The following is a 23,014-nucleotide window of genomic DNA, read 5'->3' on the forward strand; positions in this document are numbered from 1 at the left end:
AACTGGACAGGAAGTTTCACAGACCTTGACGAATATAAAGACGGAAAGAAAATAGTATATACAGTTAAGGAAAAAGCGGTAGGAAATGGATATAAGAGTGTAATAACAGGAAATGCAAAAGAAGGATTTGTAGTAACAAATGTAAGAACACCAAAACCAAGAATACCAAAGACAGGAGCAGGAAGTAATTCAGCACTATACACAGTATTATTGGGATTATCAGGAACAGCTTTATTCTCAGTATTTAGAAGAAAGAGAAAAGAAGAAATATAAGATTTCAAAAACTTTTAAATAAGAAGAGATAAAAAATACAATATTGATTGTTGTTAATCGGAGGACATCTTTTAAGATGTTCTCCTTTTTTGTATAAAATTTTTTATATTATATAAATATGCTATTTTTTATGATATAATAATTATAAAATAACTAAAAAGTTGGAGGAAGTTATGCTTCATATAGAAAAGGTAAACAGAAAAAATATATGGGAAATACTTAAATTAAAGGTGTCTGAATCACAAAAAAATTTTGTTGCATCTAATGAAGTAAGCATTATTGAAGCATATTTAACTATTACTGCAAAGGGTGTTGTTTTTCCCTTTGGAATCTATAATGACGATATACCGATTGGTTTTTTGATGATTGGTTATGATGTGGATGAAACTTGGGAAAATGTTCCAAATATAGCAAAGGGAAACTATAATCTTTGGCGTTTGATGATTGATGAGACTTATCAACAAAAAGGTTTTGGAAAAAAAGCTATGAGAATTGCTTTGGATTTTATTAAATCATTTCCTTGTGGTAAAGCAGAATATTGTTGGTTGTCTTATGAACCCGAAAATAAAACTGCTAAAGAGTTGTATCATTCGTTTGGTTTCGTAGAAAATGGTGATATGGATGGAGATGAAGTTATTGCAATACTAAAACTTTAGGATAGACGAAATATAAATTTATAGGAGAATTAGATATGACAAAAGAGGAAAGAGCAAAAAAATGGTTTAAGAATATTTCAAATTCAGAAAATATAAATATGGAGAAAAAAGTAGAGATATGTAATGTTGCTGCAAGATGGACAGCTCTTATATTTATAGGATTAGTTATGGTAGAGTTTGTTTTGTTATCAATGGTAAATAATGGAGTAATTTTAAATTATTTAGCTGATATTTTAAATGGAATGAGCAAGGATTTACATGGTAGAGGTCAATATAAAATTTTAGCAATTGCGGGAGTGACATTTTCTTTGCCTCTTATAATTTTACCTTTAATTATTGCTATTACTTTTAGAAATAAATATATTAAATCTAAAGCAGAAAATTATTTGTATAGAAAATAAAATTATCACAAACTGAGGCTTTATATGAATATTAGATTTGAAAGAGGATTAAGAAAAGAAAATGCCACAATCTTATGTAAATGGTCAAATGACAGAGGAGAGGCTTTTCAAGAACAATGGATGGGACTAAAAATTTCGTATCCTTTGACTTATGATAAAATTAAAGAAATGGAAAATATATTTTCTATATTCAATGAAGATGAATTTTTAGGAATAATTCAGCAAATAAGAGTTGAAAAAGATAATATACACATTGGTAGAATTATAATAAATCCTAAAAAGCAAGGAATGGGTTTTGGAAAAGAGGCAATAAGAGGTTTTATAGATTTGATTTTTAAAGATGAAAGTATAAAAAGTATTTCTTTAAATGTTTTTGATTCTAATAAAAATGCAAGAAATATTTATACTAAACTGGGCTTTGAAATTGATGAAGTTATTGAAACACCAAAACTTAAATATTTAATGAAAAAATATAGACAATAAAATTTTTAAAACAGCAATTCAAATTGATTGCTGTTTTTCTTTTCCAAAATTAAATTTACAACGCATTTATTTATAATCAGAAATATGATATAATAAAAGTACCTTTATGCCTTGAAATAAATATAGATTTTTCATAAAGCATTGAGGAATATTTTATTAAAAAATGATTTTGATATAGAGGTATAAAATGCAAGATAGAAAAGTATTTTTATATTATTTTTTAGCTGTAGGAATGATTTTATTTCCTATTTTAAATTTATTAAGTTTTGTGCCCATGGTTATTTTATATAAGAAATCGAACTTTAGGACTTATGTTTTATTCTCCGGACTGTTTTTCGTGTTATCTTTATTTGTTTTGGGGAATTTTACTTCATTAATACCTATTTTTATTTCTTTTATAATGATAAAAGGTATGGATGCCAATAAAGACGGATATGTTATTTTACTTGGAAGCTCTCTTGCTATGACTATTCTTATAGTAAGTGATTTCATGCTTTTAAAATTAAATGCAAATTCTTATGAAACATTTTTAAAAGTTATGACTGAATTTTTAGAATCTTATCCTAATTATAAAGAAGTTTTAAATATAGAAAGTGTTGAAGTTTTTGTAAATAAAATGATGACGATTTATCCTTCAGTTTCTTTTGGAATTTCTTTTATATTTTGTGCTTTGGGTTATTCGTTTTTATCTAAAAGAGTATATAAATTTGATAGAAATTCAGATGATTTCATAACACCATTTGATTCTAAGTTTGCATTTTTCAGTATAGCAATTTTAGCTGTGATGATTTTTGTAAATATTAATGGTGTAGAAAAATTTTATGAGGTTTATTTGATTTGCTTAAATTTACTTATAGCATTTATTAGTATTATGATAGTTCAAGGTTTTATAAAGTTAAATGCATTACTAAGTAAAAAAACAAATAAAATAGTGGCAAATATTCTAAGTTTTATTTCAATATTTTTTGCTATTATTTATTCAGTATATTTTATTTATGGAATTTATAGTTCAATTAAGCGAGGTGTGAAATGGGAAAGAAATTAGTTAAATTATCAGATTTTTATGTTTTATTTTTATTTATGATGATAATTTCGGCTTTTGTGCTTTATTTTCAATTTATATTTGGGATTATATCCTTTTTATTAACTTTGATTTCATTTGTTTTAATTTTATATTATGTAAAGAATAAAAATGTGGAATATGAAAATGATGTAAATCGATATAGAGATTCTCTAGATAATATTGCAAGTGAAGTTGTTTATAAGATGCCATTTCCTGTAGCTGTATTGAATAATAAAGGTAGAGTTAAATGGTATAGTCCGGAATTTTCAGCACTTTTTTCAGGACAAGATATTGTAGGAATTGATATAAATTCAGAAATTTCAAATTTTGATATTTCCGAAGTTTTGAAAGAAGGAAATGGAAAAGCAAGTTGGGAAACAGAAAAATTTAATTATATTGTTTATTATAATGTAGTAAAAGATGAAGATAATGGCGATGTAAATGTAATTATTTATTTAATAGACAATTTAGAATTTTCAAAACTAAAAAAGCAATATGAAGATGAAACTTTAAATTCAATTTTAGTTTATATTGATAATTATGAGGATGTAAGAAGTAATACTAAAGAAGATTTTAGAACTTTGTTACTTGCTGAAATGGATAAGACTATAATAAGCTATTTCTCAAGTTTAGGTGCAATTGTCAGAAAGTATGATTCAGGAAAATACATTATTATATCAAATAATTCAATTTTACAAAAAATTAAAAATGATAAATTCAGTGTAATGGAAAAATTAAAAGCTATAGAAGTTTCCGGGAAAATAAAGCCGACTTTAAGTATAGGGGTTGGACTTGGTGGAAATAATCCTTTTGAAAGATATAAGGAAGCTTTAACTGCTCTTGATATGGCATTAGGACGCGGAGGAGCACAAATTGTCTTTAAAAATGGAGAAGATTTAGAATTTTTCGGTGGTAAAAATAGTAAAGGTGTAGAAAGAAATAAGGTAAAGGCAAGGGTTATTTCTCAAGCACTTGAAGGTATAATAAGAGAATCTTCAGAAGTTTTTGTAATGGGACATAAGAATCCTGATATGGACTGTTTTGGAGCGGGACTTGGAGTAATGGCAATTTGTAAGGAATTGAAGAAAGATTGCTATATGGTTTTGGAAGATGTTCCTGTTACAATTAGAAATGTATATGACAGAGTTAGAGTTGGAAATCCTGAATATATTGATATGATGATTTCTCCTGAAAAAGCCTATGATATTTGTAGAGATACAAGTTTAGTTATTTTGGTTGATAATTCCAGAAAACTTTCGACAGAAGCACCTTATTTATTAGATGTTACTTCAAAAATTGTCGTAGTAGATCATCATAGGATAGGAAAAGATTTTGTTGAAAATTCAATGCTGACTTATCTTGAGCCTTATGCGTCATCCGCTTGTGAACTTGTAACTGAAATAATTTATTATATGTTTGAAAAAATTGATTTAGATAAATTAATTGCAGAAGCTTTACTTGCCGGAATTGTAGTAGATACTAAAAATTTCTATTACCAAACAGGAGTAAGAACTTTTGAAATGGCATCATTCTTGAAACGTTTTGGAGCTGACAGTATTGCAGTTAAACATCTTTTCAAAGATAATTTCAATACAATTAAGTTAAAATCAAATGTTTTATCTAACGCGATTTCATATAGAAATTACATTTGTATTGGAGTTTTTCCTGAAGAAATTGAGGAGTCAATGTTAATTGCGGCACAGGCTGCAGACGATTTGCTTGGCGTTTTAGATATAGAATGCAGTTTTGTTTTAACTAGAGTTTCAGGACAAATCCATATAAGTGGAAGAAGTCTTGGTAAAATTTCAGTTCAATTAATTTTAGAAAAAATAGGTGGTGGAGGACATTATACTTCTGCCGGAGCAAGACTTGATTGTTCTATGGATGAAGCAATTGAGAGATTAAAGAAAGCTATAGATGATTATTTATTGGAGGAAGATATAGATGAAAGTAATTTTAATTAAAGATGTAAAGAGTTTTGGGAAAGCAGGAGAACTTGTTAATGCTAAGACAGGTTATGTAAGAAACTTCCTAATTCCAAATGGATTAGCTAAAGAAGCTACTAAAGAAAATCTTGAAATTTGGGAAAAAGAACAAGCTGAATTAAAGAGAATTGAAGCTGAAAATATAAAAAATGCAAAAGAGTTAAAAGATGTTTTAGAAAAATTAGAAGTTGTTATAAAGACTAAAACAGGAAATGGTGATAAACTATTTGGTTCGATAACTTCTCAAGACATCAGTGATGCTTTGAAGAAACAACATAAAATTGAAATTGATAAAAGAAAAATAGAATTAAAGGAAAATATAAAATCACTTTGCACTTTGACTGTGCCTGTTAGGGTTTATCCTGAAATAGTTGCAACGGTTAAAGTTTCTATTGAAAAGGAGTAATTTATGCATAATATTTACGACTTAGAAGCTGAAAAATGCGTCTTGTCGATAATGATTACAGAGCCAAATAAAAGGGAATATGTTTTTGAAAAATTAAAGAGACAAGATTTTTATTTAGGTTGGCATAAAGATATATTCAGTTCAATCTTGGAATTATCGAGAGAAAATACAAATGTAGATCCTCTTACAGTAATCAATAAAATGGAAGCAATGGGCTTTGATACTGAAGCCAACAATGGAATTGTAGGAGTTGTTGAAATTGTAAATACAGTAGCTTTTTCATCAAATATTGAAAATTACTGTAAAATTGTAAAAGATAAGGCTGATACCAGAAATTTACTTTTTATTCTGGATAATATAAAAGATAGAGCTTATAAAAATGAAGATTATGACAAAGTTTTAAAATCAGTTGAGAGTCAAATTTTTGAATTATCTCAAAATGAAAATAGAACGGGACTTACTCATATAAAAGATACACTTACAGAACTTATAGATATACTGGATAAAAGAAGTAAAAATAAAGGTTCAGTAACCGGTATTCCTACCGGTTTTGCGGATTTGGACAGAGTTTTACTTGGAATGCAAAGAAAAGATTTAATCTTACTCGCTGCAAGACCTTCTGTAGGGAAAACGGCATTGGCTGTTAATATCGCTTTAAATGCTGCACAAAAAGATTATAAGGTTGCGATATTTTCTTTGGAAATGAGTAAAACACAATTAGCTCAAAGAATGTTGAGCTCTCTTTCGCTTGTTAATTTAAAACAATTGATAAGTGGGGATATAAATGAATGGGATGATATTTTTGATGCCAGTTCCATAATTGCAGGAAAATCTATTTATATGGACGATACTGCCGGTATTTCCATAACGGAGCTTAGAAGTAAATGTAGAAGACTTAAGGCTGACGGCGGTCTTGACTTTATTATGATAGACTATTTACAACTTATGACTTCTGAAGGTAGAAATGAAAATAGACAACAGGAAATTTCTACAATTTCCAGAAATTTAAAAGCCTTGGCAAAGGAATTGGACGTTCCTATTTTAGCGTTGAGTCAATTATCTCGTGATAGCGAAAAGAGCGGAAGAAAACCTAAACTTAGTGACTTAAGAGAATCTGGAGCAATTGAACAAGATGCTGACGTTGTAATTTTACTTTATAGAGAAGATTATCAAAATGAAGAAGCGGAAGTTAAAAATCAAATTGAATTGATTATTGCAAAGCATAGAAACGGAGAAACCGGAACTGTTGAGCTTAACTTTATCAAGGAATGTACCAGATTTATTGATTTACAAACTGATAGAGATAAGGAGCTTTTTAATGGATAATTTTTTAATTGAAGATGGTGATATTAAAATTAAAAAATTTGAAAAGAAGAATATTCGAGATTTCAAAAAATTTTCGCCTTATGATGATATATTGCTTACCGATTATAATCTTTGTTTTTTGACAGAATCAGATTTAAAAAATTGGGAAAAGAAAATTAAATCAAAGAAGAATAATTATTTTGCAGTTTTTTTAAAAGATATTATGATAGGATATATTTCTATTAGTAGAATAAGTTTTTTGAACAGTAATTTTGAATTATCCCTTAGTTTTGATGAAAAGTTTTGTTCAAAAGGTTATGGTTTTAAATCATTAAGAATGTTTTTAGAATATTATTTTGAAAATTTCGACAAATATTCTATTTGGTTAAATGTAAATGCCTTTAATCAGAGAGCTATAAAACTCTATGAAAAAGTCGGTTTTGAGAAGATAAGTGAATTTCTTGGGGATTTTGAAGTTCAAAAAATGCAAAATTTAAAGAGATATGAAGAAACAAAGGAATATTTTGAAGAAAAGAGCGGAATAATTTATTCCAAAATTTTCACGATGAAATTAGATAGATTAAAATTTTTAGAAAGGTGGGATAGGAGTGGAAATAAGTTTTAAAAAGTCAATAATTCAACCCGGAGTAACTCCTATTGAAAATATGTTTTTGGATAACTACTTGCCAATCGCTGATGAGATTTCGCTAAAAGTTTATTTATTTTTATATAAAAGACTTTTTGGATCATATAAGAGTGAATTGACAATAGAATCTATAGCAGATGAGCTTAGATTTTCTAAAGTTCAAATTATGAATGCTCTAAAATATTGGAAAAATAATCAACTATTGGACTATTCTTTGAACGAAGATGGATGTGTAGAAAAAATAGAATTTGTAAACAATTTTGCACTATATGCCGGTGGCATCTATGATGATAATGTAGAAGAAGAAAAAGAAAAACCGATGATTGACAATAGAGAGTATTTTGAAAAAATTGAAGAAATTACCGGTTTAAGTTTAAAGCCTTATGAGATAACTAAAATTATTTCACATATTGAAGAAACCGGACATGGTATGGATTTGGTTTATAAGGCTTATGAGTATGCCAAAAGCATTGGAAAAAGTATGTCGGTAGATTATATTATCGGTATTTTAAGAGCTTGGAAGAGGGATAATAATATTTCAACAGTTGAAGATTTGAAATGTTTTCTTGAAAATAAAGACAAAAATAAAATTAAAAGATATAGTAAAAATACTAAGAAATATATAGAAAAAGAACATATATTAACAGAAGAAGAAAAAAGAGAAAAAATGAAAAACGATGAAAATTCAGCAACATCACAATTGCTCGATAGGTATTAATTATGAATTTAGATGAATTAGTTTTAAAAAGTCTTAGTAAAAGACCTTTGTTAAGAGAGAAAATAAAAGAAGAAAGAAGAAGAGAGCTTTATTCTTCCATTGAAAATATTGAAAATTTAATATCGAAGAAAAATGAATTAGCAACTAAAATTATGAAGTCCACACTTTTAAATTTGGATTGTTTAAAAGATAGAGTAGAATTTGAAAAAATTGAAAAAAGTATTGATGAACTACTTTTAAAAAATGGATTTTCAAAAGAATATTTGAATAAATATTATGTTTGTGAAAAATGTAAAGATACAGGATATTATAATGGCTCCGTTTGTAGTTGTATAATGAAAGATTTAGTTGAGGACAGAGTTTTAGAGAGTGGATTTTCAAATAAAAAAAGAGAACAAAATTTTTCTAATTTTGATTTTTCTCTATTTGAAGGCAATTTTGAACATGTTAATAGACTTGTAAATTCCAGAGAATATATGGAAAAACTTATAAATTTTTCAAAAGATTATTGTGATAATCTTAAAATTAAAGATTATGGAATATTCTTTTATGGCAAAAGCGGTGTAGGAAAGACATATTTTGCATCTTCAATGGTAAATTATCTATTGGATAAGGGAAAAAGGGCATGTTTTATAACTGCTACGGAATTTTTTGAACTTATGGCAAATTATAGTTATAGCTTTTATAGAGATAAAAAGGAATTACAAGACAGGATTGATTTTGTAAGAAATGTAAATTTTTTAGTGATTGACGACCTTGGAAATGAAATTTCCAATAAGAATAATAACAGTTTTTTAAGTTCACTTTTAGATTATAGATTCGAAAAGGGTTTAAATACAGTTATAACTTCAAATCTTTCTGAATATGATTTAGCTGAATACTATGATTCGAGAATTGCAAGTAGAATTATGGGAAATTTTAAATTTTTTGTTTTTCCACCCTCTGATTTAAGAGAAAAAATTGGTAAAAATATTAAATTATAGGAGGTAGTTATGAGATTTAATTGGGAACAAAAGAATACAGTAAATGTTATAACAGGTGTTTTAATATTTACGATTTCCATACTTTGTTATTTTATATTTTCAAATATGAAATCCATAATTTCATATACTGCTAATATAAAATATATTTTGATGCCTTTTATATTGGGTGGAGCAATTGCATATATTCTAAACTTTTTTGTGAAATTTTTTGAAAATATATTTTTAAATTTTGAGTTTTTTAAAAAACAAAAGTATAAAAATATTAGAATGTTATCAATGCTTTTAACTTATTTTATATTTTTTGCATTTATAGTTTTACTTTTAAAATACATTATTCCGCAATTTTATTCAAATATAAAACTATTTGTGGACAGGACTCCGTTTTTTATAGATATGGGAGTTGAAAGAGCAAAGTATATGTTGCAAAATATTGAGATAAGTTCGGAAATTAGATCTTTTATCAATGGTAAATTGACGGAGTTTGCAACTTTTTCTACAACATTTTTAACAGATATGATTCCTTGGGTTGCAACTTTTGCAACAAGGGTTATATCCTTGTTTTTAAATATAATTTTAGCTATAATAATATCGGGGTATTTGCTATATGATAAGGAAAATTTTTCAAGAATTTTGAAAAAATTTATGATAGCAGTTTTTCCCGAAAAATCAAATAGAATTACTTTTAAAATTGTAAAAAGATTTGATTATACTTTAAGGTCTTATCTTTTGGCAAAGGGAATTGGAGCGATAATTGTAGGAATAACTTTTTATGTAATTTTATTAATTATGAAGCTTGATTATGCACTTTTATTTGCATTTACACTAGGTTTTACAAATTTAATTCCATGGTTTGGATGTTATCTTGGTGCAATTCCTATAGTTATAGTATTACTTTTCACTTCAACATTTAATACTGCTTTATGGTTTGTAATAATTGTAGTGATAGTATCTATGATAGATGCAAATGTAATATCTCCTAGAGTTTCAGGAAAGAGTTTAGGCATAAGTTCATTTTGGGTTATCTTTGCACTTGTGCTGGGCGGTAGTCTATTTGGAGTTATAGGATTTTTACTTTCTGTACCGGTGTTTGTAGTAATTTATACAACATTGAAGGAATATATAGAAAGTAGATTGGAGAAAAAAGGATATTCTGTAAAAAATCCTGCTGAAGAATTTGAAAAGAAAGAGGTATAATTATGTTAGATATAAGAAGAATTAGAATGAATAAAGAAGAAGTTATTGAAAGTTTAAATTCAAGATTTGGAAATTATAATATAGATAAAGTTCTTGAGCTTGACGAAAAGAGAAGAGAAATAATTTTTGAAGTTGAAAATAAAAAAGCGAGACAAAATGAAGTTTCAAAACAAGTTCCAAAGTTAAAAAAAGAGGGAGTAGATGTTTCAGAACTTTTTAAAGAAATGAAAGCACTTTCTGATGAAATTAAAGAGCTTGACATTAAAGTAAAAGATTTGGATGAAGAAATTAGAAAAGCACTTTTAAGTATTCCTAATACACCAAATAAAGATATTCCGATTGGAAAAAGTGATGAAGATAATGTAGAAATCAGAAGATTTTTAGAACCTAAAAAATTTGATTTTGAAGTTAAAGCACATTGGGATTTAGGTGTGGATTTGGATATTTTAGATTTTGAAAGAGCAGTTAAAATATCTGGATCAAGATTTTCAGTATTTAAAGGTTTGGGTGCAAAACTTGAAAGAGCATTAATAAACTTTATGCTTGATTTACATAGTGGACAAGGCTATGAAGAAGTTGGAGTCCCTGTTTTGATTAACAGAAATTCAATGTATGGAACAGGACAACTACCTAAGTTTGAAGATGATATGTTCCATGTTCCTTCAAAGGATTTATTTTTAGCACCAACTGCTGAAGTTCCTGTTACTAATCTTTTAGCAAATGAAATTTTAGAATTTGAAAAACTTCCAACTTACTATACAGCTTTTACTTATTGTTTTAGACAAGAAGCGGGCTCCGCAGGTAGAGATACAAGAGGTTTAATCAGAAATCATCAATTTGATAAAGTTGAAATGGTTAAATTTGTAAATCCTGAAAATAGTTATGATGAATTGGAAAAACTTACAAATGATGCTGAGGAAATTTTAAAACTCTTAGAAATTCCATACAGAGTAGTTTGTTTATGTACTGGAGATATTGGTTTTACAAGTGCAAAGACTTATGATATAGAAGTTTGGATGCCAAGTTATGGAAGATATGTAGAAATTTCTTCTTGTTCAAACTTTGAAGATTTCCAAGCAAGACGTGCCAATATAAGATTTAGAGACGAAGACGGCAAAGTTAAATTCGTTCATACATTAAATGGTTCAGGCTTAGCAGTTGGAAGAACTTTTGCTGCTGTTTTGGAAAATTATCAAAGAGAAGATGGAAGTATAGAAATACCGTATGTTTTAAGAAAATATATGGGCTTAGATGAAATAAGAAAATAGGGGAATATTATGAAATTTAAAAAAGCATTACTTAGTTTAGTATTAATATTTTCAATTTGTTTTGTAGGGGCTGGAAAGTCTTTTGCAATATTTGGAATTGAAAATAAAACTACTGCATCTTTAATTGGGGATGCTAACTCCGGAGCTTTATTTGTTGCTGAAAATATAGATGAACCTTTATCAATAGCAAGTATTTCAAAACTTATGACTTATTATTTAGTTAAGGAAAGTATTTCCGAAGGCAAAATAAAAATGGAAGATAAAGTTAAAGTTTCTAAAAATGCGAGTTCAGAAGAAGGATCAAGTTTAGATTTAAAATCAGGAGAACAAATCAGTATTAAAGATTTACTTGATGGGCTTATGATTGTTTCAGGAAATGATTCTGCTGTAGCACTTGCAGAAACCATTGCAGAAACTGAAAGTAAATTTGTAACGATGATGAACGAAAAGGCAAAGGAACTTGGACTTCAAAATTCTACTTTTACAAATGCTTCAGGTCTTATGAAAAATGGTCAAGACAATAAAATGTCAACAAGAGATGTTTTTCTACTTTCAAAAGCTATAATTGAAAAATATCCTGAAGTTTTAGAATATGCAAAAACTACGGTTTTAGAACAACCTTCAAGAAATTTCAAAAAAGAAAGTACGATTCCTCTAGTTGGACAAGTTGAAGGAGTAGACGGTTTAAAGACAGGACATACTGATGAAGCAGGATATTGTTTAGTTTCTACAATGAAAATAAAAAAAGGCGAAAGTGAATTTAGAATAATTTCCGTTTTAATGGGAGCAAAAACCAAAGCTGACAGAGCTCAATATATGAAAGATATGCTAAACTATGCAAAACAAAATATAGAAACTAGAAAAATTATTGATTCACAAAAATTTGTGAAAAAAGTTGAATTAAAATCTTCAAGTCAAGGTTATGTAGAATTGGTTGTTAAAGAAGATGTTGACAGAGTTTCAATGAAAGGAATAAATTATGAAACGGAAGTTAATATCGGAGATGTTAAATTACCTCTAAAAAAAGGAGATAAAGTAGGAGAAATCCAAGTTAAAAATTCCAAAGAAGTAATTGCGACAGTTGATTTAGTTGCTAAAGAAGACTATTCAAAGGCTGGAGTACTTACCAGAGTAGGAAGATTCTTCACAACAATTTTAGAAGTTGTAGAAACTGTTTTACCATAAATATTTTAAAATAAATCCGACTGAATGGTCGGATTTTTTCATTAGTATTATTAGAAGAATTATTAATAGAGTTAGATAGAGAAATTTTTATCACGTAGTTTAATATTTTTTAACTTTTTATTATCTCAATAAAGCTATGTATTGTGTGTTCACTGTATTAAATGATATAATAATAAAGTATTGTTTATTTTTCATAATATTATTGGAGGATTTATGGAAGCAATTTTAGTAAATATGTGTATGATTTATGATAAAGATAAGGATAAAATTTTAATTTTGGATAAAGTAAAAAAACACGGTTGGGAAGGTCTTACTTTTGTCGGAGGACATGTTGAAACGGGAGAAGTCCTATATGATTCCTGTGTTAGAGAAGTTTTTGAAGAAACCGGATTAAATGTAAGGAATTTAAAATTAAAAGGAACTGTCAGCTGGATTGACGAAATTAATAATAAGAGAGAGTTAGGATTTTTATATTATACTGAAGATTTTTCAGGAGAATTGATTGAAAATAATATCGAGGGAAAACTCTTTTGGATGGGAGTTGAAGAATTTAAAAATGCTGATGGAAAGAGTTATAGCATAGATAAAATATTTGATTTATACTTAAATGATGATTATACCGAATTGATGATAAAGTGGAATCAAAACGATGAAATTGTATCTGAAATATTTTTCTAATATAGGAGGAGGTATAGATGAATTTTATTAAAGGTATTATTTTTACAATTATTTCTGCATTTGTTTTCGGCTTTACGCCAATACTTGCAAAACTTACTTATGCCGGAGGAAACAATGCTATTACTCTAACATTTTTAAGAGCGTTTTTAGGATTGCCGTTTTTATATGTTGGAATGAGAAAAAATCATACTCCTATGAAGATTACAAAAAAAGAAATTCTTCATTTTATTGTCCTTTCTTTCTTGGGTATAGGAATCACGACAACAGCTCTTTATGGATCATATAATTATATTTCTGTCGGTATGGCAACTACAATACATTTTATCTATCCTTGTGTTGTTTATTTTATTTGTATTTTATTTTTTAAAGAAAAAGTTACTTTAAAAAAGATTTCTGCACTTATTTTTTCAATGATAGGGATTGTAATGTTGGTTGATGAGGTTACAGGTGGAAGCACATTCGGAATATTTTTAGCAGCTTTATCAGGTATAACATATAGTTTGTATTTAGTGTATTTGGATAAAAGCGGTTTTAAATATATGGATCCTTTTAAATGTACCTTATATATTAGTTTATTTAATATAGTAGGGCTTTTTGTGTTTGGCAAATTTAGTGGTCAACTTACTTTTGCACTTACACCTATGGCTTGGGGACTTACAATTTTAATTTCATTTTTAACTTCTATTTTTGGAAGTGCTTTTTTACAACTTGGAGTTAAATATTGTGGTGCTACAACAGCCTCAATACTTTGTACCTTTGAACCGATAACAAGTGTAGTTTTAGGGATATTTTTTCTTAATGAATCTATGACTATTTTTAAAGTAATAGGTTGTGGATTGATAGTTTTAGCAGTATTATTATTGTCATTAAATAATGACTTGAGAAGGAAAAGAAAATAGTGAGTGAAATACATTTTTGAAAAATATTCGTTAAAACACAAAAATATTAAGGATAGCAATAAGCGGATAGTGAGGTAAGATGAAGATAAGAATTGATAGATTTCTCTGCCATATGGGAATTGGCTCGAGGAGTGAGATAAAGAAATCTTTAAAAACTTGTAGAGTTAAGTTAAATGGAAAATTTGAAAAGAATTCAAATACACAGGTTGATATTGAAAAAGATGAAGTTTTATTTGATGATGAAATTGTAATCTATAAGGAATTTACTTATTTGATGTTGAATAAACCTAAGGACTATATCAGTGCAACCTTTGATTCAAAACTTCCTACAGTTTTGGATTTATTAGAATTTCCATACTCTAATATGGAATTGTTTCCAGTTGGACGACTTGATATGGATACAACTGGATTTTTGATTTTAACAAATGACGGGAAATTTTCCTACAATGTTACAAATCCGAAGAAAAAAGTAAATAAAAAATATTTTGTAACTTTAAGAGATGATATTACAGAGGAACAAATTGAAAATCTTGAAAATGGAATTTACTTTGAAAAAGAAGACTTTACAACGGAAAATGCAAAGGTTGAAGAAATTTCAAAAAGAGAAATTTACCTTACAATTTCTGAAGGTAAATTTCATCAAGTAAAGAGAATGTTGGAATATGTTGGAAATGAAGTTGTAGAACTAAAAAGAGTGAGCATTGGAAATTTGAATTTAGATGAAGAGCTTAAACTTGGAGATTATAGAGAAATTACAAATAACAAAATAGAAGAAATATTTAGATAAAGTTTTGATGATTGTCAAAACTTTTTTTATTGTTATTTTTGTGATAAAATAATTATAAGATATTTATTTTTAGGAGTTTTTTATGAAAAATTTAGAAAATGTTAGTAATAATCATAGAAAAGAAGATTTAAAATTACTTTTTTATGGAATTTTAGTTGGAATAGTTGCAGGGGGATTTTCAAGTTTCTATCGTTATATTATACACGGAATAGAAGGAATTTTAGGAGTAATTATAAATTTTAGTAAAAGTCATTTTTATATTTATCCTATTATTTTTATTGTACTTATTGTGATTTCTTTTTTAGTTACGAAGATTAAGAGAATGTCAAAATTTTGTGGTGGTTCCGGAATACCTCAAGTAGAAGCTGAAATAAAGGGATATATCAATCCAAATCCTGAAAAACTTTTATTTGCGAAAATTGTTGGAGGAGCTTTAACAGCTTTAGCAGGTTTTTCAGTGGGTCGTGAAGGTCCTTCAATTCAAATTGGTGCAATGAGTGGAAAGTTAGTTTCAAAAAAATTAAAGAAAAATAAAACTGTTGAAAAATTTTTAATAACTTGTGGTGCAAGTGCAGGACTTGCAGCAGCTTTTAATGCACCTGTAGCAGGAATATTATTTGCAGTTGAAGAAGTGCATAGACATATCAGCAAAAAACTTTTAGTAGCTTGTATGGCTTCTACAATAACTGCAGATTTAGTTTCAAAAATATTATATGGAACGGAAACAGTTTTTAGTTTTAGTCTGGCGGAAAAATTACCATTAGTGAATTATTGGACTTTGATTTTATTTGCAGTTGTTTTATCTCTTTTAGGAGTGCTTTATATCTTTTTAATGGAATTTTTTATGAAAGTTCAAGATGGATTTAAGATAAAACAAGAATTTAAGCTAATACCATATTTTTTACTACCTATATTAATTTTAGCCTTTATGCCTAATTTATTGGGTGGTGGCGGATTTTTGATGAAAGAGCTACAAAGTGTTGATTATCCAATTTATATGCTTATAATAATTTTTATAGTAAAGTTATTATTTTCAATAATTTGCTTTAGTTCAGGAGTTCCGGGTGGGATTTTCTTTCCAATTTTAGTTTTAGGAGCAACAATCGGAACGATTTTTGGAAAAATCATAGATCCTGTTTATATAAACAGTTTTATAATTCTTGGAATGGCAGGATATTTAACTGCAATAGTTAGAGCACCGCTTACTTCAATAATTTTAATTTTTGAAATGACAGGTAATCTTTCATATTTATTACCACTTTCAATAGTATGCCTTATAACTTATTCTGTTCCGAATTATCTAAAATCACTACCTATTTACGAATATCTTTTAGAGAGATTAATGGAAAAAGAAAATATCGCTACTTCAAAAGATGGAGAAAAAATGACTATGAGTATAGTTGTTGAAATCGGAAGTGAGATAGAAAATAAGAAAATAAAAGAAGTGAAATTTCCAAAGGGAATGTTAATTATAAATATTGACAGAGGAGTCGAAGAGATAATACCAAACGGAGAAACTACAATAATAAATGGAGATGTTATAAATATACTTGTAGGAGAAAACAAATTATTTGATACATTTAATGAATTACAAAAGATTTGCCAAAATAATTAAATTATTTAGGATGATAAATTTTTGAATTTTTTTATATTTAGAATTATTGATTAATAAACGGGGGTGATTTTATGATTAAAATGTTAACTTTAGATGAAATAGAAAAGTATAAAGGAGAAATGGCAAAGATATACAAAGAGGTTTTTAAAAGTGATGATTTTTCAGCTAATTTTTTAATCACCAGAATTGATGACAGTTTGAAAAATAATATAAAAATAGTTGGTGCTTTTGAAAACGAAAAGTTAATTGGATTTGTATATGGTTTTGATTTTTTAAAAGAAAATTGGTGGGCGATGCAAGTTGATTCACAGTTACCAAAAGGAATTGACTGGTATAAAAATACTTTTGAGCTAAATGAATTAGCAGTTCTTGAAAACTATCAAGGAAAAGGTTATGGAAAAAAATTGATGAAATGTCTTATTGAAAATTTAGGCAATGATAAAATTTTATTATCCACTAAGAAATTTAATAATGATAAAATAATCAATTTTTATCATAAATTAGGATTTGAAGATTTAGTAAATCCATTTGAATATCCTAATGGAGATTATGAAACGTCAATTATATTATGTTTTAAAAAATAGTTTTAAAAAAGATTAAATAAAATAATAGTAAACCCTAAATCCATATAAAAGATATAGGGTTTTTTTATGTAATAACGTCATTATATAGATATTTATTATCAAAAATATTTGACAACGATTGCCTAAGGTGGTAAAATAAAATAAATAAGAAATAATTATCGAAATTATTTTTGGTTTTTTCTTATTAAAAATATATTTTAGGAGGTTTTTTTTATGATTACAGATGGATTTCAATTTATTGCTCTGTTATTTTTTGTTTCAGGTATATTGATTTACCTAGAAAAGAAGTTTAAGAATGGAATATTTTTTAAATATGTTCCTGCTTTGGTTATTATCTATTTCGGTGCTATGATTTTATCTACACTTGGTGTTTGGGATATGAGTGCAGAAAGTGTATCGAAAGCTAGAAGTGTTTTAAAAGATGCAATATTACCGTCAATGATATTTTTAATGTTGTTGAGAGCTGACCTTAGAGATATTGCAAAACTAGGTCCTAGAATGATAATTTCATTTTTCACTGCAACATTTACAATAATGATTGGTTTTGTTGTTGCATTCTTACTTTTCAAAGGAAGACTTGCATCCAATGCACCTTTAACTTTTGGAGCACTAGCAGGAAGTTGGGTTGGTGGAACTCAAAACATGGTTGCAGTACAACAAGCTGTTGGTCTTGAAGGTTCAGGAATGGGTTATACTTTATTGATTGACTCAATAGATTATTCAATATGGATAATGTTCTTATTATTCTTAGTTCCATTTGCTGATAAATTTAACAAGTGGACAAAGGCTGACACTTCAAAAATTGATAATATTAATGAACATCTAACTGCAAAATTTTCAACTATAAGTAAAGAAATAACTTTCCAAGATATGTTTTTCTTATTAAGTGTTGCACTTGGAGTTACTGCTATTACAGGAATAATTGGAAAAGAAATGGTGAAAATTCCTGCACTTGCATTTATGGGAGCAACTGGTTGGACTATAATTATAACTACAATTTTGGGAGTTATTTTTGCAATGACACCACTTGCAAGAATTCCTGGTTCTCCTGAAATTTCAAATGTATTACTATATATGTTAATTGGATTAATCGCATCAAATGCAAACTTTATGGAACTTACACAAGCTCCTGCATATATTTTAGCTGGTTTTGTAATTCTTATAATTCATGGAGTTTTAATGGCTATTATCGGAAAAGTATTCAAACTTGATTTATTCACTTGTGGTATAGCTTCTCTTTCAAATATAGGCGGTGTTGCTTCATCTCCTGTACTTGCAGCGGCGTATTCACAATCATTAGTACCTATAGCTGTGTTGATGGCTTTAATCGGAGTTATTACCGGAACGTTTTTTGGAATTGGAGTTGCAAAATTCCTGACACTTTTAGCTTAAAAAATTTTAATTAGAATGGTTGATTTTATTGACCATTCTTTTTTTATGCAAATTATAAATTGTAAAAACTTGTAAAATAAATATTTTTGTTATATACTATTTTGTGAAGATTTTAAAAGGAGTTTTGTATATGAAAAAAGCAATGCAAATGTCTGAATCTATTGAAGTTGCAATTTTTTTAGCCTTAAGTGGTGGACTAATGGATGCATATTCATATCTTTTAAGAGGAGAAGTTTTTGCGAATGCACAAACCGGAAATATGTTATTGTTAGGCATATATGCTTCTCAAGGTAATTGGGCAATGTGTTTGAAATATGCTTTTCCGATTTCTTTTTTTACTTTAGGAATTTTTTTATCGGATTTATTTAGAAAAAAAGGTGATTTTAAATTACATTGGCGACAAAATGCATTAATTTTTGAAATATTTTTACTTATTTGTGTAGCTTTTATTCCCGAAAATATGAATGAAACAGCAAATGCAATTACATCTTTTGCCTGTGGAATACAAGTTCAAAGTTTTAAAAAAGTTTGTGGTATAGATTTTTCTACAACAATGTGTATTGGAAATTTAAGAGGTGGAACTCATAATTTGGCAGAGTATTTTTACACAAAAAATAAAAAGTTTTTAGAATATAGTTTAATGTACTTTGCAGTTATATTATTCTTTATTATCGGAGCGATTATAGGAAGTAAATTTAGTGAATTTTTTGGGTTAAAGACAATTTTGTTAAGTGCTATTTCACTTGTTATTTGTGTATTTATTATGTTTATAGATAGAGAAAAAAAGGAGAGAGATTTTGTTTAATATAGTTTTATTAGAACCGGAAATTCCTTTCAATACCGGAGCTATTGGAAGAACCTGTGTCGCAACAGACACTAAATTACATTTAATAAAACCACTAGGTTTTTCACTTGATGACAAGATGGTAAAGAGATCAGGACTTGATTATTGGGATAAGTTAAAACTTTTTGTCTATGAAAATATTGAAGATTTTTATGAAAAAAATCCGAATGCAAATATCTATTTTGCAACTACAAAGGCAAAAAAAACTTACGATAAGGTTGATTATTCTCCGAATGATTATATAATGTTTGGGAAAGAGAGTAAGGGAATACCTGAAGAAATTCTAGTTAAAAATGAAGAACATTGTGTAAGAATACCGATGTGGGGAGAAATTCGTTCTCTTAATCTTTCAAATTCGGTATCAATAGTATTATATGAAGCACTAAGACAACAAGATTTTTCAGAACTTGAAAAGTTTGGGAATTTACATAGATTACATTGGAGTGAATAATGGACGAAGAATTATATGAATTATTAAAACAAAAAAGAAAAATAGAAGCTGTAAAGTACGTTAGAAACAAATACGATATAGATTTTAAAAGAGCAAAAGAAACAGTTGATAATTTAACTGAAAAAGTAGCTTATTTTGAAGGAAAAAATCTTGGATTATACTCAGAAGATTTTTCTGATAATAAAAATTTAGATACTTCTGAAATATCTGATGACAATTTATATGCTTTGATAAAAGAAAATAGAAAAGTAGAAGCTATAAAATATGTAAGAGAAAAATATAATTTTGATTTAAAAACATCAAAAAATATAGTTGATAGTTTAGATATAAATAATCTAATGGCATTTACAGAAAAAAATATTGTTTCTGCATCAAAAACTGATTTTTCTAAATGTGGAAGTGGTTATAGAAACGAAAGTTATTCCTATGAAATGATTGATGGAAAACAACATTTCTTTGCATATAAAGATGGAGAAAAAAGAGAAGTCGGTAGGACTGCAATTCCTAGTGAAATATTGAAATGGTTTGAAAAAGCTGGAGAAAAAGCTTCAGATGAATATGAAGATAAAGAATATAGGAAAAAAAATATCTTTTGGGGAATTTTGTTGGTAGCATTAATAGTTGGAATTTATTTCTACTTTAATTAAAATTTGACATTTTAAAGAAATCGAATTTTTGACTATTGGGATGGATTAAAACTGTTTGTCTATGAAAATATTGAAAATTTTTGAAATCTATATATTATATTGGAGTGAGCAATGGACGAAGAATTATATGATTTATTAAAACAGAAAAGAAAAGAAGAAGCTGTAAAGTATGTTAAAAATAAATATAATATGGATTTTAAAGACGCAAAAGAAACAGTTGATAAGATGACAAAAACCTTGGAATTTTTTGAAGGTAAAAATCATGGTTTATCAAAAACTGATTTTTCCGATATGTTTAAAAATTCAATAATATCTAGGATATATGATAATGATTTATATGCACTGATAAGAGAAAATAGAAAAATAGAAGCTGTAAAATATGTAAAAGACAAATATAATTTTGATTTAGAAAAGGCAAAAGCTATGGTTGATACTTTAGAGCCGGAGATGTTTACAGAAAAAAGTATTATTTCTGCATCAAATTCTAATTCATCTAATTTTGAAAGTGGTTATAGTATTGGAAACTATTCCTATAAAATGATTGATGGAGAACAACTTTACTATACTTATAAAGACGGAGAAAAAAAAGAAGTAAATAGGGTTTCAATTCCAAAAGATATACTTAAAGATTTTGAAGAATCTGCAGATGAATACGAAGATAAAAGAATAAAAAGAAAAAATATTCTTTTAGGAATACTTTTAGTGATTATAATAACTGGAATACTTATTTACTTTAATTAAAATTTGACACTTTAATTTGTTTGTGTTACAATTTAAGTGATGTAGAAATATATCAAAAATTAATAAAAAATTCAGGAGGAAGGAATGTTAATTAGATAACTATTATGAGACAGAAATTTAATAGCTTTTTAGAGCTTAGTTTTTTGTTGCCATTTTAGTTATACATTCCTTTTTGTGTTCTTTTTAGAACTCCTTTTTGAGTTGGAAAGTGAATGTTGAAATGGCAATAAGTGGATTGCCATTTTTTTGTGGCTTAATTTAGGAGGATATATGCTTAGTATAAAAAATTTAACGATACATTTAGTGAATGATTTAAGAACGGTAATTGAAAGTTTCAGCTTTTCTTTAGAAAGAGGAATGAAGGTTTGTATAATTGGAGAAGAGGGAAACGGAAAGTCCAGCATTTTAAAGGCGATAGTAGATGATGAGGGATTGAAAGAATATGCTGAAATAAGTGGAGATATAAATAAGCAAAATGAAGTTATAGGATATTTACCACAGATTTTAGAATCAAAGATTTTAAATTTTTCAACAAAGGAATATCTTGAAAATAAAATTAAAGAGGAATTTTTTGACTACAATTTATTTTACAAATTATTAAAGGAGTTAAATTTTGATGAAAATTTAATAAATGAAAAACAAAAGATAAGTGAATTATCAGGTGGAGAAAGAATTAAATTTATTTTACTTTGTGAACTTATGAAAGAGCCGACTTGTCTTTTATTGGACGAGCCTAGTAATGATTTGGATATAAATTCTATTGAATGGATTAAGAATTTTATAAAAAACATTGATATTCCAATAATATTTATTTCTCATGATGAGGATTTAATTGAAAATTGTGCAAATGTAATTATTCATATTGAACAGCTTATGAGAAAACAAAAACCGAAGATTTCGATTGAAAAGTTGGATTATGAAAATTATGTTGAGAATAGAGGAAATACTATTGAAAGACAGGAGAGAATTGCAAAAAAACAAAGAGAAGAATTTGATAAGAAACAAAGAAAATATCAGAAAATATATGAAAGAGTGCAACATGAAATCAGAAGTACAAAAAATGATTTTTGGGGGACAGAGCTGAAAATAAAAATGCATACTGTAAAATCTATCGGTAGAAAACTTGAAAAAGAAAAGGAGAATTTACTTGATTTTCCCGATTATGAAGAATCTATTTTTGTAAAATTTGATGAAAATGTAAATTATTCAACAAAAAAGGAAATTTTAGATTTGAATTTGGAAAAACTTGTCATCGGTTCTAAAATTTTGAGTGAAAATTTGGAATTAAAGGTATTTGGTACTGATAAAATCTGTATAATCGGAGAAAATGGAATAGGAAAGACAACTCTTTTAAAGATAATTTTGGAAAATGTAAAGAAAAATATAAAGATTGCCTATATGCCTCAAAATTATGACGATAAGATGAATGTTGATATGAGTATTATAGATTATTTGAGTAAGACTTACGAAAAGGAGGAGACTACAAAAATAAGGACATTTTTAGGGTCAATGAAGTTTACTGCAGATGAGATGTTTCATAATTTAAAATCACTTTCCGGAGGACAAAAGGCGAAAATTTACTTCTTAAAAATGATTTTAGAAAATCCTGAAGTTTTAATTTTAGATGAGCCTACTAGAAATTTATCTCCTTTTTCGTCAGTAGAAATCAGAAAATTATTAAAATCCTATAAAGGCTCAATAATCTCAGTTTCTCACGATAAAAAATATATTAATGAGGTTTGTGATAAGGTTTATAGGCTTAACAAAAATGGATTGGAGCTTGTAATTTAAAAGTAAGAATTCATTTAAT

At 27.4% G+C, this 23,014-nt stretch carries 25 protein-coding genes; all 25 read left to right on the plus strand.

The genetic code is table 11. The features are described from left to right. The coding region (locus ACMX2D_RS07000; protein ID WP_414973282.1) for a Cna B-type domain-containing protein at positions 1-273 on the plus strand (273 nt) is incomplete at its 5' end. A gap of 173 nt (positions 274-446) precedes the next feature. Further along, positions 447-929 carry a GNAT family N-acetyltransferase gene (locus ACMX2D_RS07005; RefSeq protein ID WP_414973303.1) on the plus strand — a complete coding sequence of 161 codons (483 nt, stop codon included), beginning with the start codon at positions 447-449 and terminating at the stop codon, positions 927-929. Between the two features lie 35 nt (positions 930-964). Then, positions 965-1,330 carry a hypothetical protein gene (locus tag ACMX2D_RS07010; RefSeq protein ID WP_009449145.1) on the plus strand — a complete coding sequence of 122 codons (366 nt, stop codon included), beginning with the start codon at positions 965-967 and terminating at the stop codon, positions 1,328-1,330. Between the two features lie 24 nt (positions 1,331-1,354). After that, the gene (locus tag ACMX2D_RS07015) at positions 1,355-1,813 is read left to right on the plus strand and encodes a GNAT family N-acetyltransferase (RefSeq protein ID WP_414973304.1); all 459 of its coding nucleotides are present in this window, start codon (positions 1,355-1,357) and stop codon (positions 1,811-1,813) included. Positions 1,814-2,000: 187 nt separating this feature from the next. Further along, positions 2,001-2,858 carry a DUF2232 domain-containing protein gene (locus ACMX2D_RS07020; protein ID WP_414971848.1) on the plus strand — a complete coding sequence of 286 codons (858 nt, stop codon included), beginning with the start codon at positions 2,001-2,003 and terminating at the stop codon, positions 2,856-2,858. Then, positions 2,843-4,840 (plus strand): DHH family phosphoesterase, encoded by a 1,998-nt coding sequence (locus tag ACMX2D_RS07025; RefSeq protein ID WP_414973305.1) that lies wholly within the window; start codon positions 2,843-2,845, stop codon positions 4,838-4,840. Before ACMX2D_RS07020 ends, ACMX2D_RS07025 begins: the two co-directional genes overlap by 16 nt. Then, entirely contained in the window at positions 4,821-5,267 is a 447-nt protein-coding gene (gene rplI, locus ACMX2D_RS07030) for a 50S ribosomal protein L9 (protein ID WP_414973307.1), read from the plus strand. Before ACMX2D_RS07025 ends, rplI begins: the two co-directional genes overlap by 20 nt. 3 nt (positions 5,268-5,270) lie before the next feature. Continuing rightward, positions 5,271-6,593 (plus strand): replicative DNA helicase, encoded by a 1,323-nt coding sequence (dnaB, locus tag ACMX2D_RS07035; RefSeq protein WP_414973309.1) that lies wholly within the window; start codon positions 5,271-5,273, stop codon positions 6,591-6,593. Further along, positions 6,586-7,197 carry a GNAT family N-acetyltransferase gene (locus tag ACMX2D_RS07040; protein WP_414973310.1) on the plus strand — a complete coding sequence of 204 codons (612 nt, stop codon included), beginning with the start codon at positions 6,586-6,588 and terminating at the stop codon, positions 7,195-7,197. The genes dnaB and ACMX2D_RS07040 overlap by 8 nt, the downstream gene beginning before the upstream one ends. Then, a complete protein-coding gene (locus ACMX2D_RS07045) occupies positions 7,181-7,936 on the plus strand; it encodes a DnaD domain-containing protein (protein ID WP_414973311.1) in 756 nt (251 codons plus the stop codon). Before ACMX2D_RS07040 ends, ACMX2D_RS07045 begins: the two co-directional genes overlap by 17 nt. A gap of 2 nt (positions 7,937-7,938) precedes the next feature. Continuing rightward, complete coding sequence (locus ACMX2D_RS07050; protein ID WP_414973312.1) at positions 7,939-8,919, plus strand: ATP-binding protein; 981 nt, start codon at positions 7,939-7,941, stop codon at positions 8,917-8,919. A 9-nt stretch (positions 8,920-8,928) separates the two neighbouring features. Beyond that, positions 8,929-10,113, plus strand: coding sequence for an AI-2E family transporter (locus ACMX2D_RS07055; RefSeq protein WP_414973313.1), 1,185 nt, complete (start codon positions 8,929-8,931; stop codon positions 10,111-10,113). A gap of 2 nt (positions 10,114-10,115) precedes the next feature. After that, positions 10,116-11,381, plus strand: coding sequence for a serine--tRNA ligase (gene serS / locus ACMX2D_RS07060; RefSeq protein WP_414971841.1), 1,266 nt, complete (start codon positions 10,116-10,118; stop codon positions 11,379-11,381). 9 nt (positions 11,382-11,390) lie between these two features. Beyond that, positions 11,391-12,566 (plus strand): D-alanyl-D-alanine carboxypeptidase family protein, encoded by a 1,176-nt coding sequence (locus ACMX2D_RS07065; protein WP_414973314.1) that lies wholly within the window; start codon positions 11,391-11,393, stop codon positions 12,564-12,566. A gap of 213 nt (positions 12,567-12,779) precedes the next feature. Then, positions 12,780-13,244: an 8-oxo-dGTP diphosphatase gene (locus tag ACMX2D_RS07070; protein ID WP_414973315.1), complete on the plus strand. Its 465-nt coding sequence runs from the start codon at positions 12,780-12,782 to the stop codon at positions 13,242-13,244. A 17-nt stretch (positions 13,245-13,261) separates the two neighbouring features. Beyond that, on the plus strand, positions 13,262-14,143 hold the full coding sequence (locus ACMX2D_RS07075; protein ID WP_414973317.1) for a DMT family transporter: 882 nt from the start codon (positions 13,262-13,264) through the stop codon (positions 14,141-14,143). Positions 14,144-14,222: 79 nt separating this feature from the next. Then, positions 14,223-14,930: a pseudouridine synthase gene (locus tag ACMX2D_RS07080; protein WP_414973318.1), complete on the plus strand. Its 708-nt coding sequence runs from the start codon at positions 14,223-14,225 to the stop codon at positions 14,928-14,930. An 82-nt stretch (positions 14,931-15,012) separates the two neighbouring features. After that, entirely contained in the window at positions 15,013-16,545 is a 1,533-nt protein-coding gene (locus ACMX2D_RS07085) for a ClC family H(+)/Cl(-) exchange transporter (protein WP_414973319.1), read from the plus strand. A 71-nt stretch (positions 16,546-16,616) separates the two neighbouring features. After that, the gene (locus ACMX2D_RS07090) at positions 16,617-17,129 is read left to right on the plus strand and encodes a GNAT family N-acetyltransferase (RefSeq protein WP_414971835.1); all 513 of its coding nucleotides are present in this window, start codon (positions 16,617-16,619) and stop codon (positions 17,127-17,129) included. 213 nt (positions 17,130-17,342) lie between these two features. Continuing rightward, positions 17,343-18,521, plus strand: coding sequence for a DUF819 family protein (locus ACMX2D_RS07095; RefSeq protein ID WP_414971834.1), 1,179 nt, complete (start codon positions 17,343-17,345; stop codon positions 18,519-18,521). A gap of 130 nt (positions 18,522-18,651) precedes the next feature. Continuing rightward, positions 18,652-19,326: a YoaK family protein gene (locus ACMX2D_RS07100; RefSeq protein WP_414973321.1), complete on the plus strand. Its 675-nt coding sequence runs from the start codon at positions 18,652-18,654 to the stop codon at positions 19,324-19,326. Next, entirely contained in the window at positions 19,319-19,816 is a 498-nt protein-coding gene (gene trmL / locus ACMX2D_RS07105) for a tRNA (uridine(34)/cytosine(34)/5-carboxymethylaminomethyluridine(34)-2'-O)-methyltransferase TrmL (protein ID WP_414973322.1), read from the plus strand. Before ACMX2D_RS07100 ends, trmL begins: the two co-directional genes overlap by 8 nt. Further along, the gene (locus ACMX2D_RS07110) at positions 19,816-20,463 is read left to right on the plus strand and encodes a hypothetical protein (RefSeq protein WP_414971831.1); all 648 of its coding nucleotides are present in this window, start codon (positions 19,816-19,818) and stop codon (positions 20,461-20,463) included. Before trmL ends, ACMX2D_RS07110 begins: the two co-directional genes overlap by 1 nt. A 111-nt stretch (positions 20,464-20,574) precedes the next feature. Beyond that, complete coding sequence (locus tag ACMX2D_RS07115) at positions 20,575-21,204, plus strand: hypothetical protein (protein ID WP_414973323.1); 630 nt, start codon at positions 20,575-20,577, stop codon at positions 21,202-21,204. 270 nt (positions 21,205-21,474) lie between these two features. Then, on the plus strand, positions 21,475-22,995 hold the full coding sequence (locus ACMX2D_RS07120; RefSeq protein WP_414973324.1) for an ATP-binding cassette domain-containing protein: 1,521 nt from the start codon (positions 21,475-21,477) through the stop codon (positions 22,993-22,995). Positions 22,996-23,014: the final 19 nt, after the last annotated feature.

This window comes from Parvimonas oralis (assembly GCF_047608425.1).
Lineage (GTDB): Bacteria > Bacillota > Clostridia > Tissierellales > Peptoniphilaceae > Parvimonas.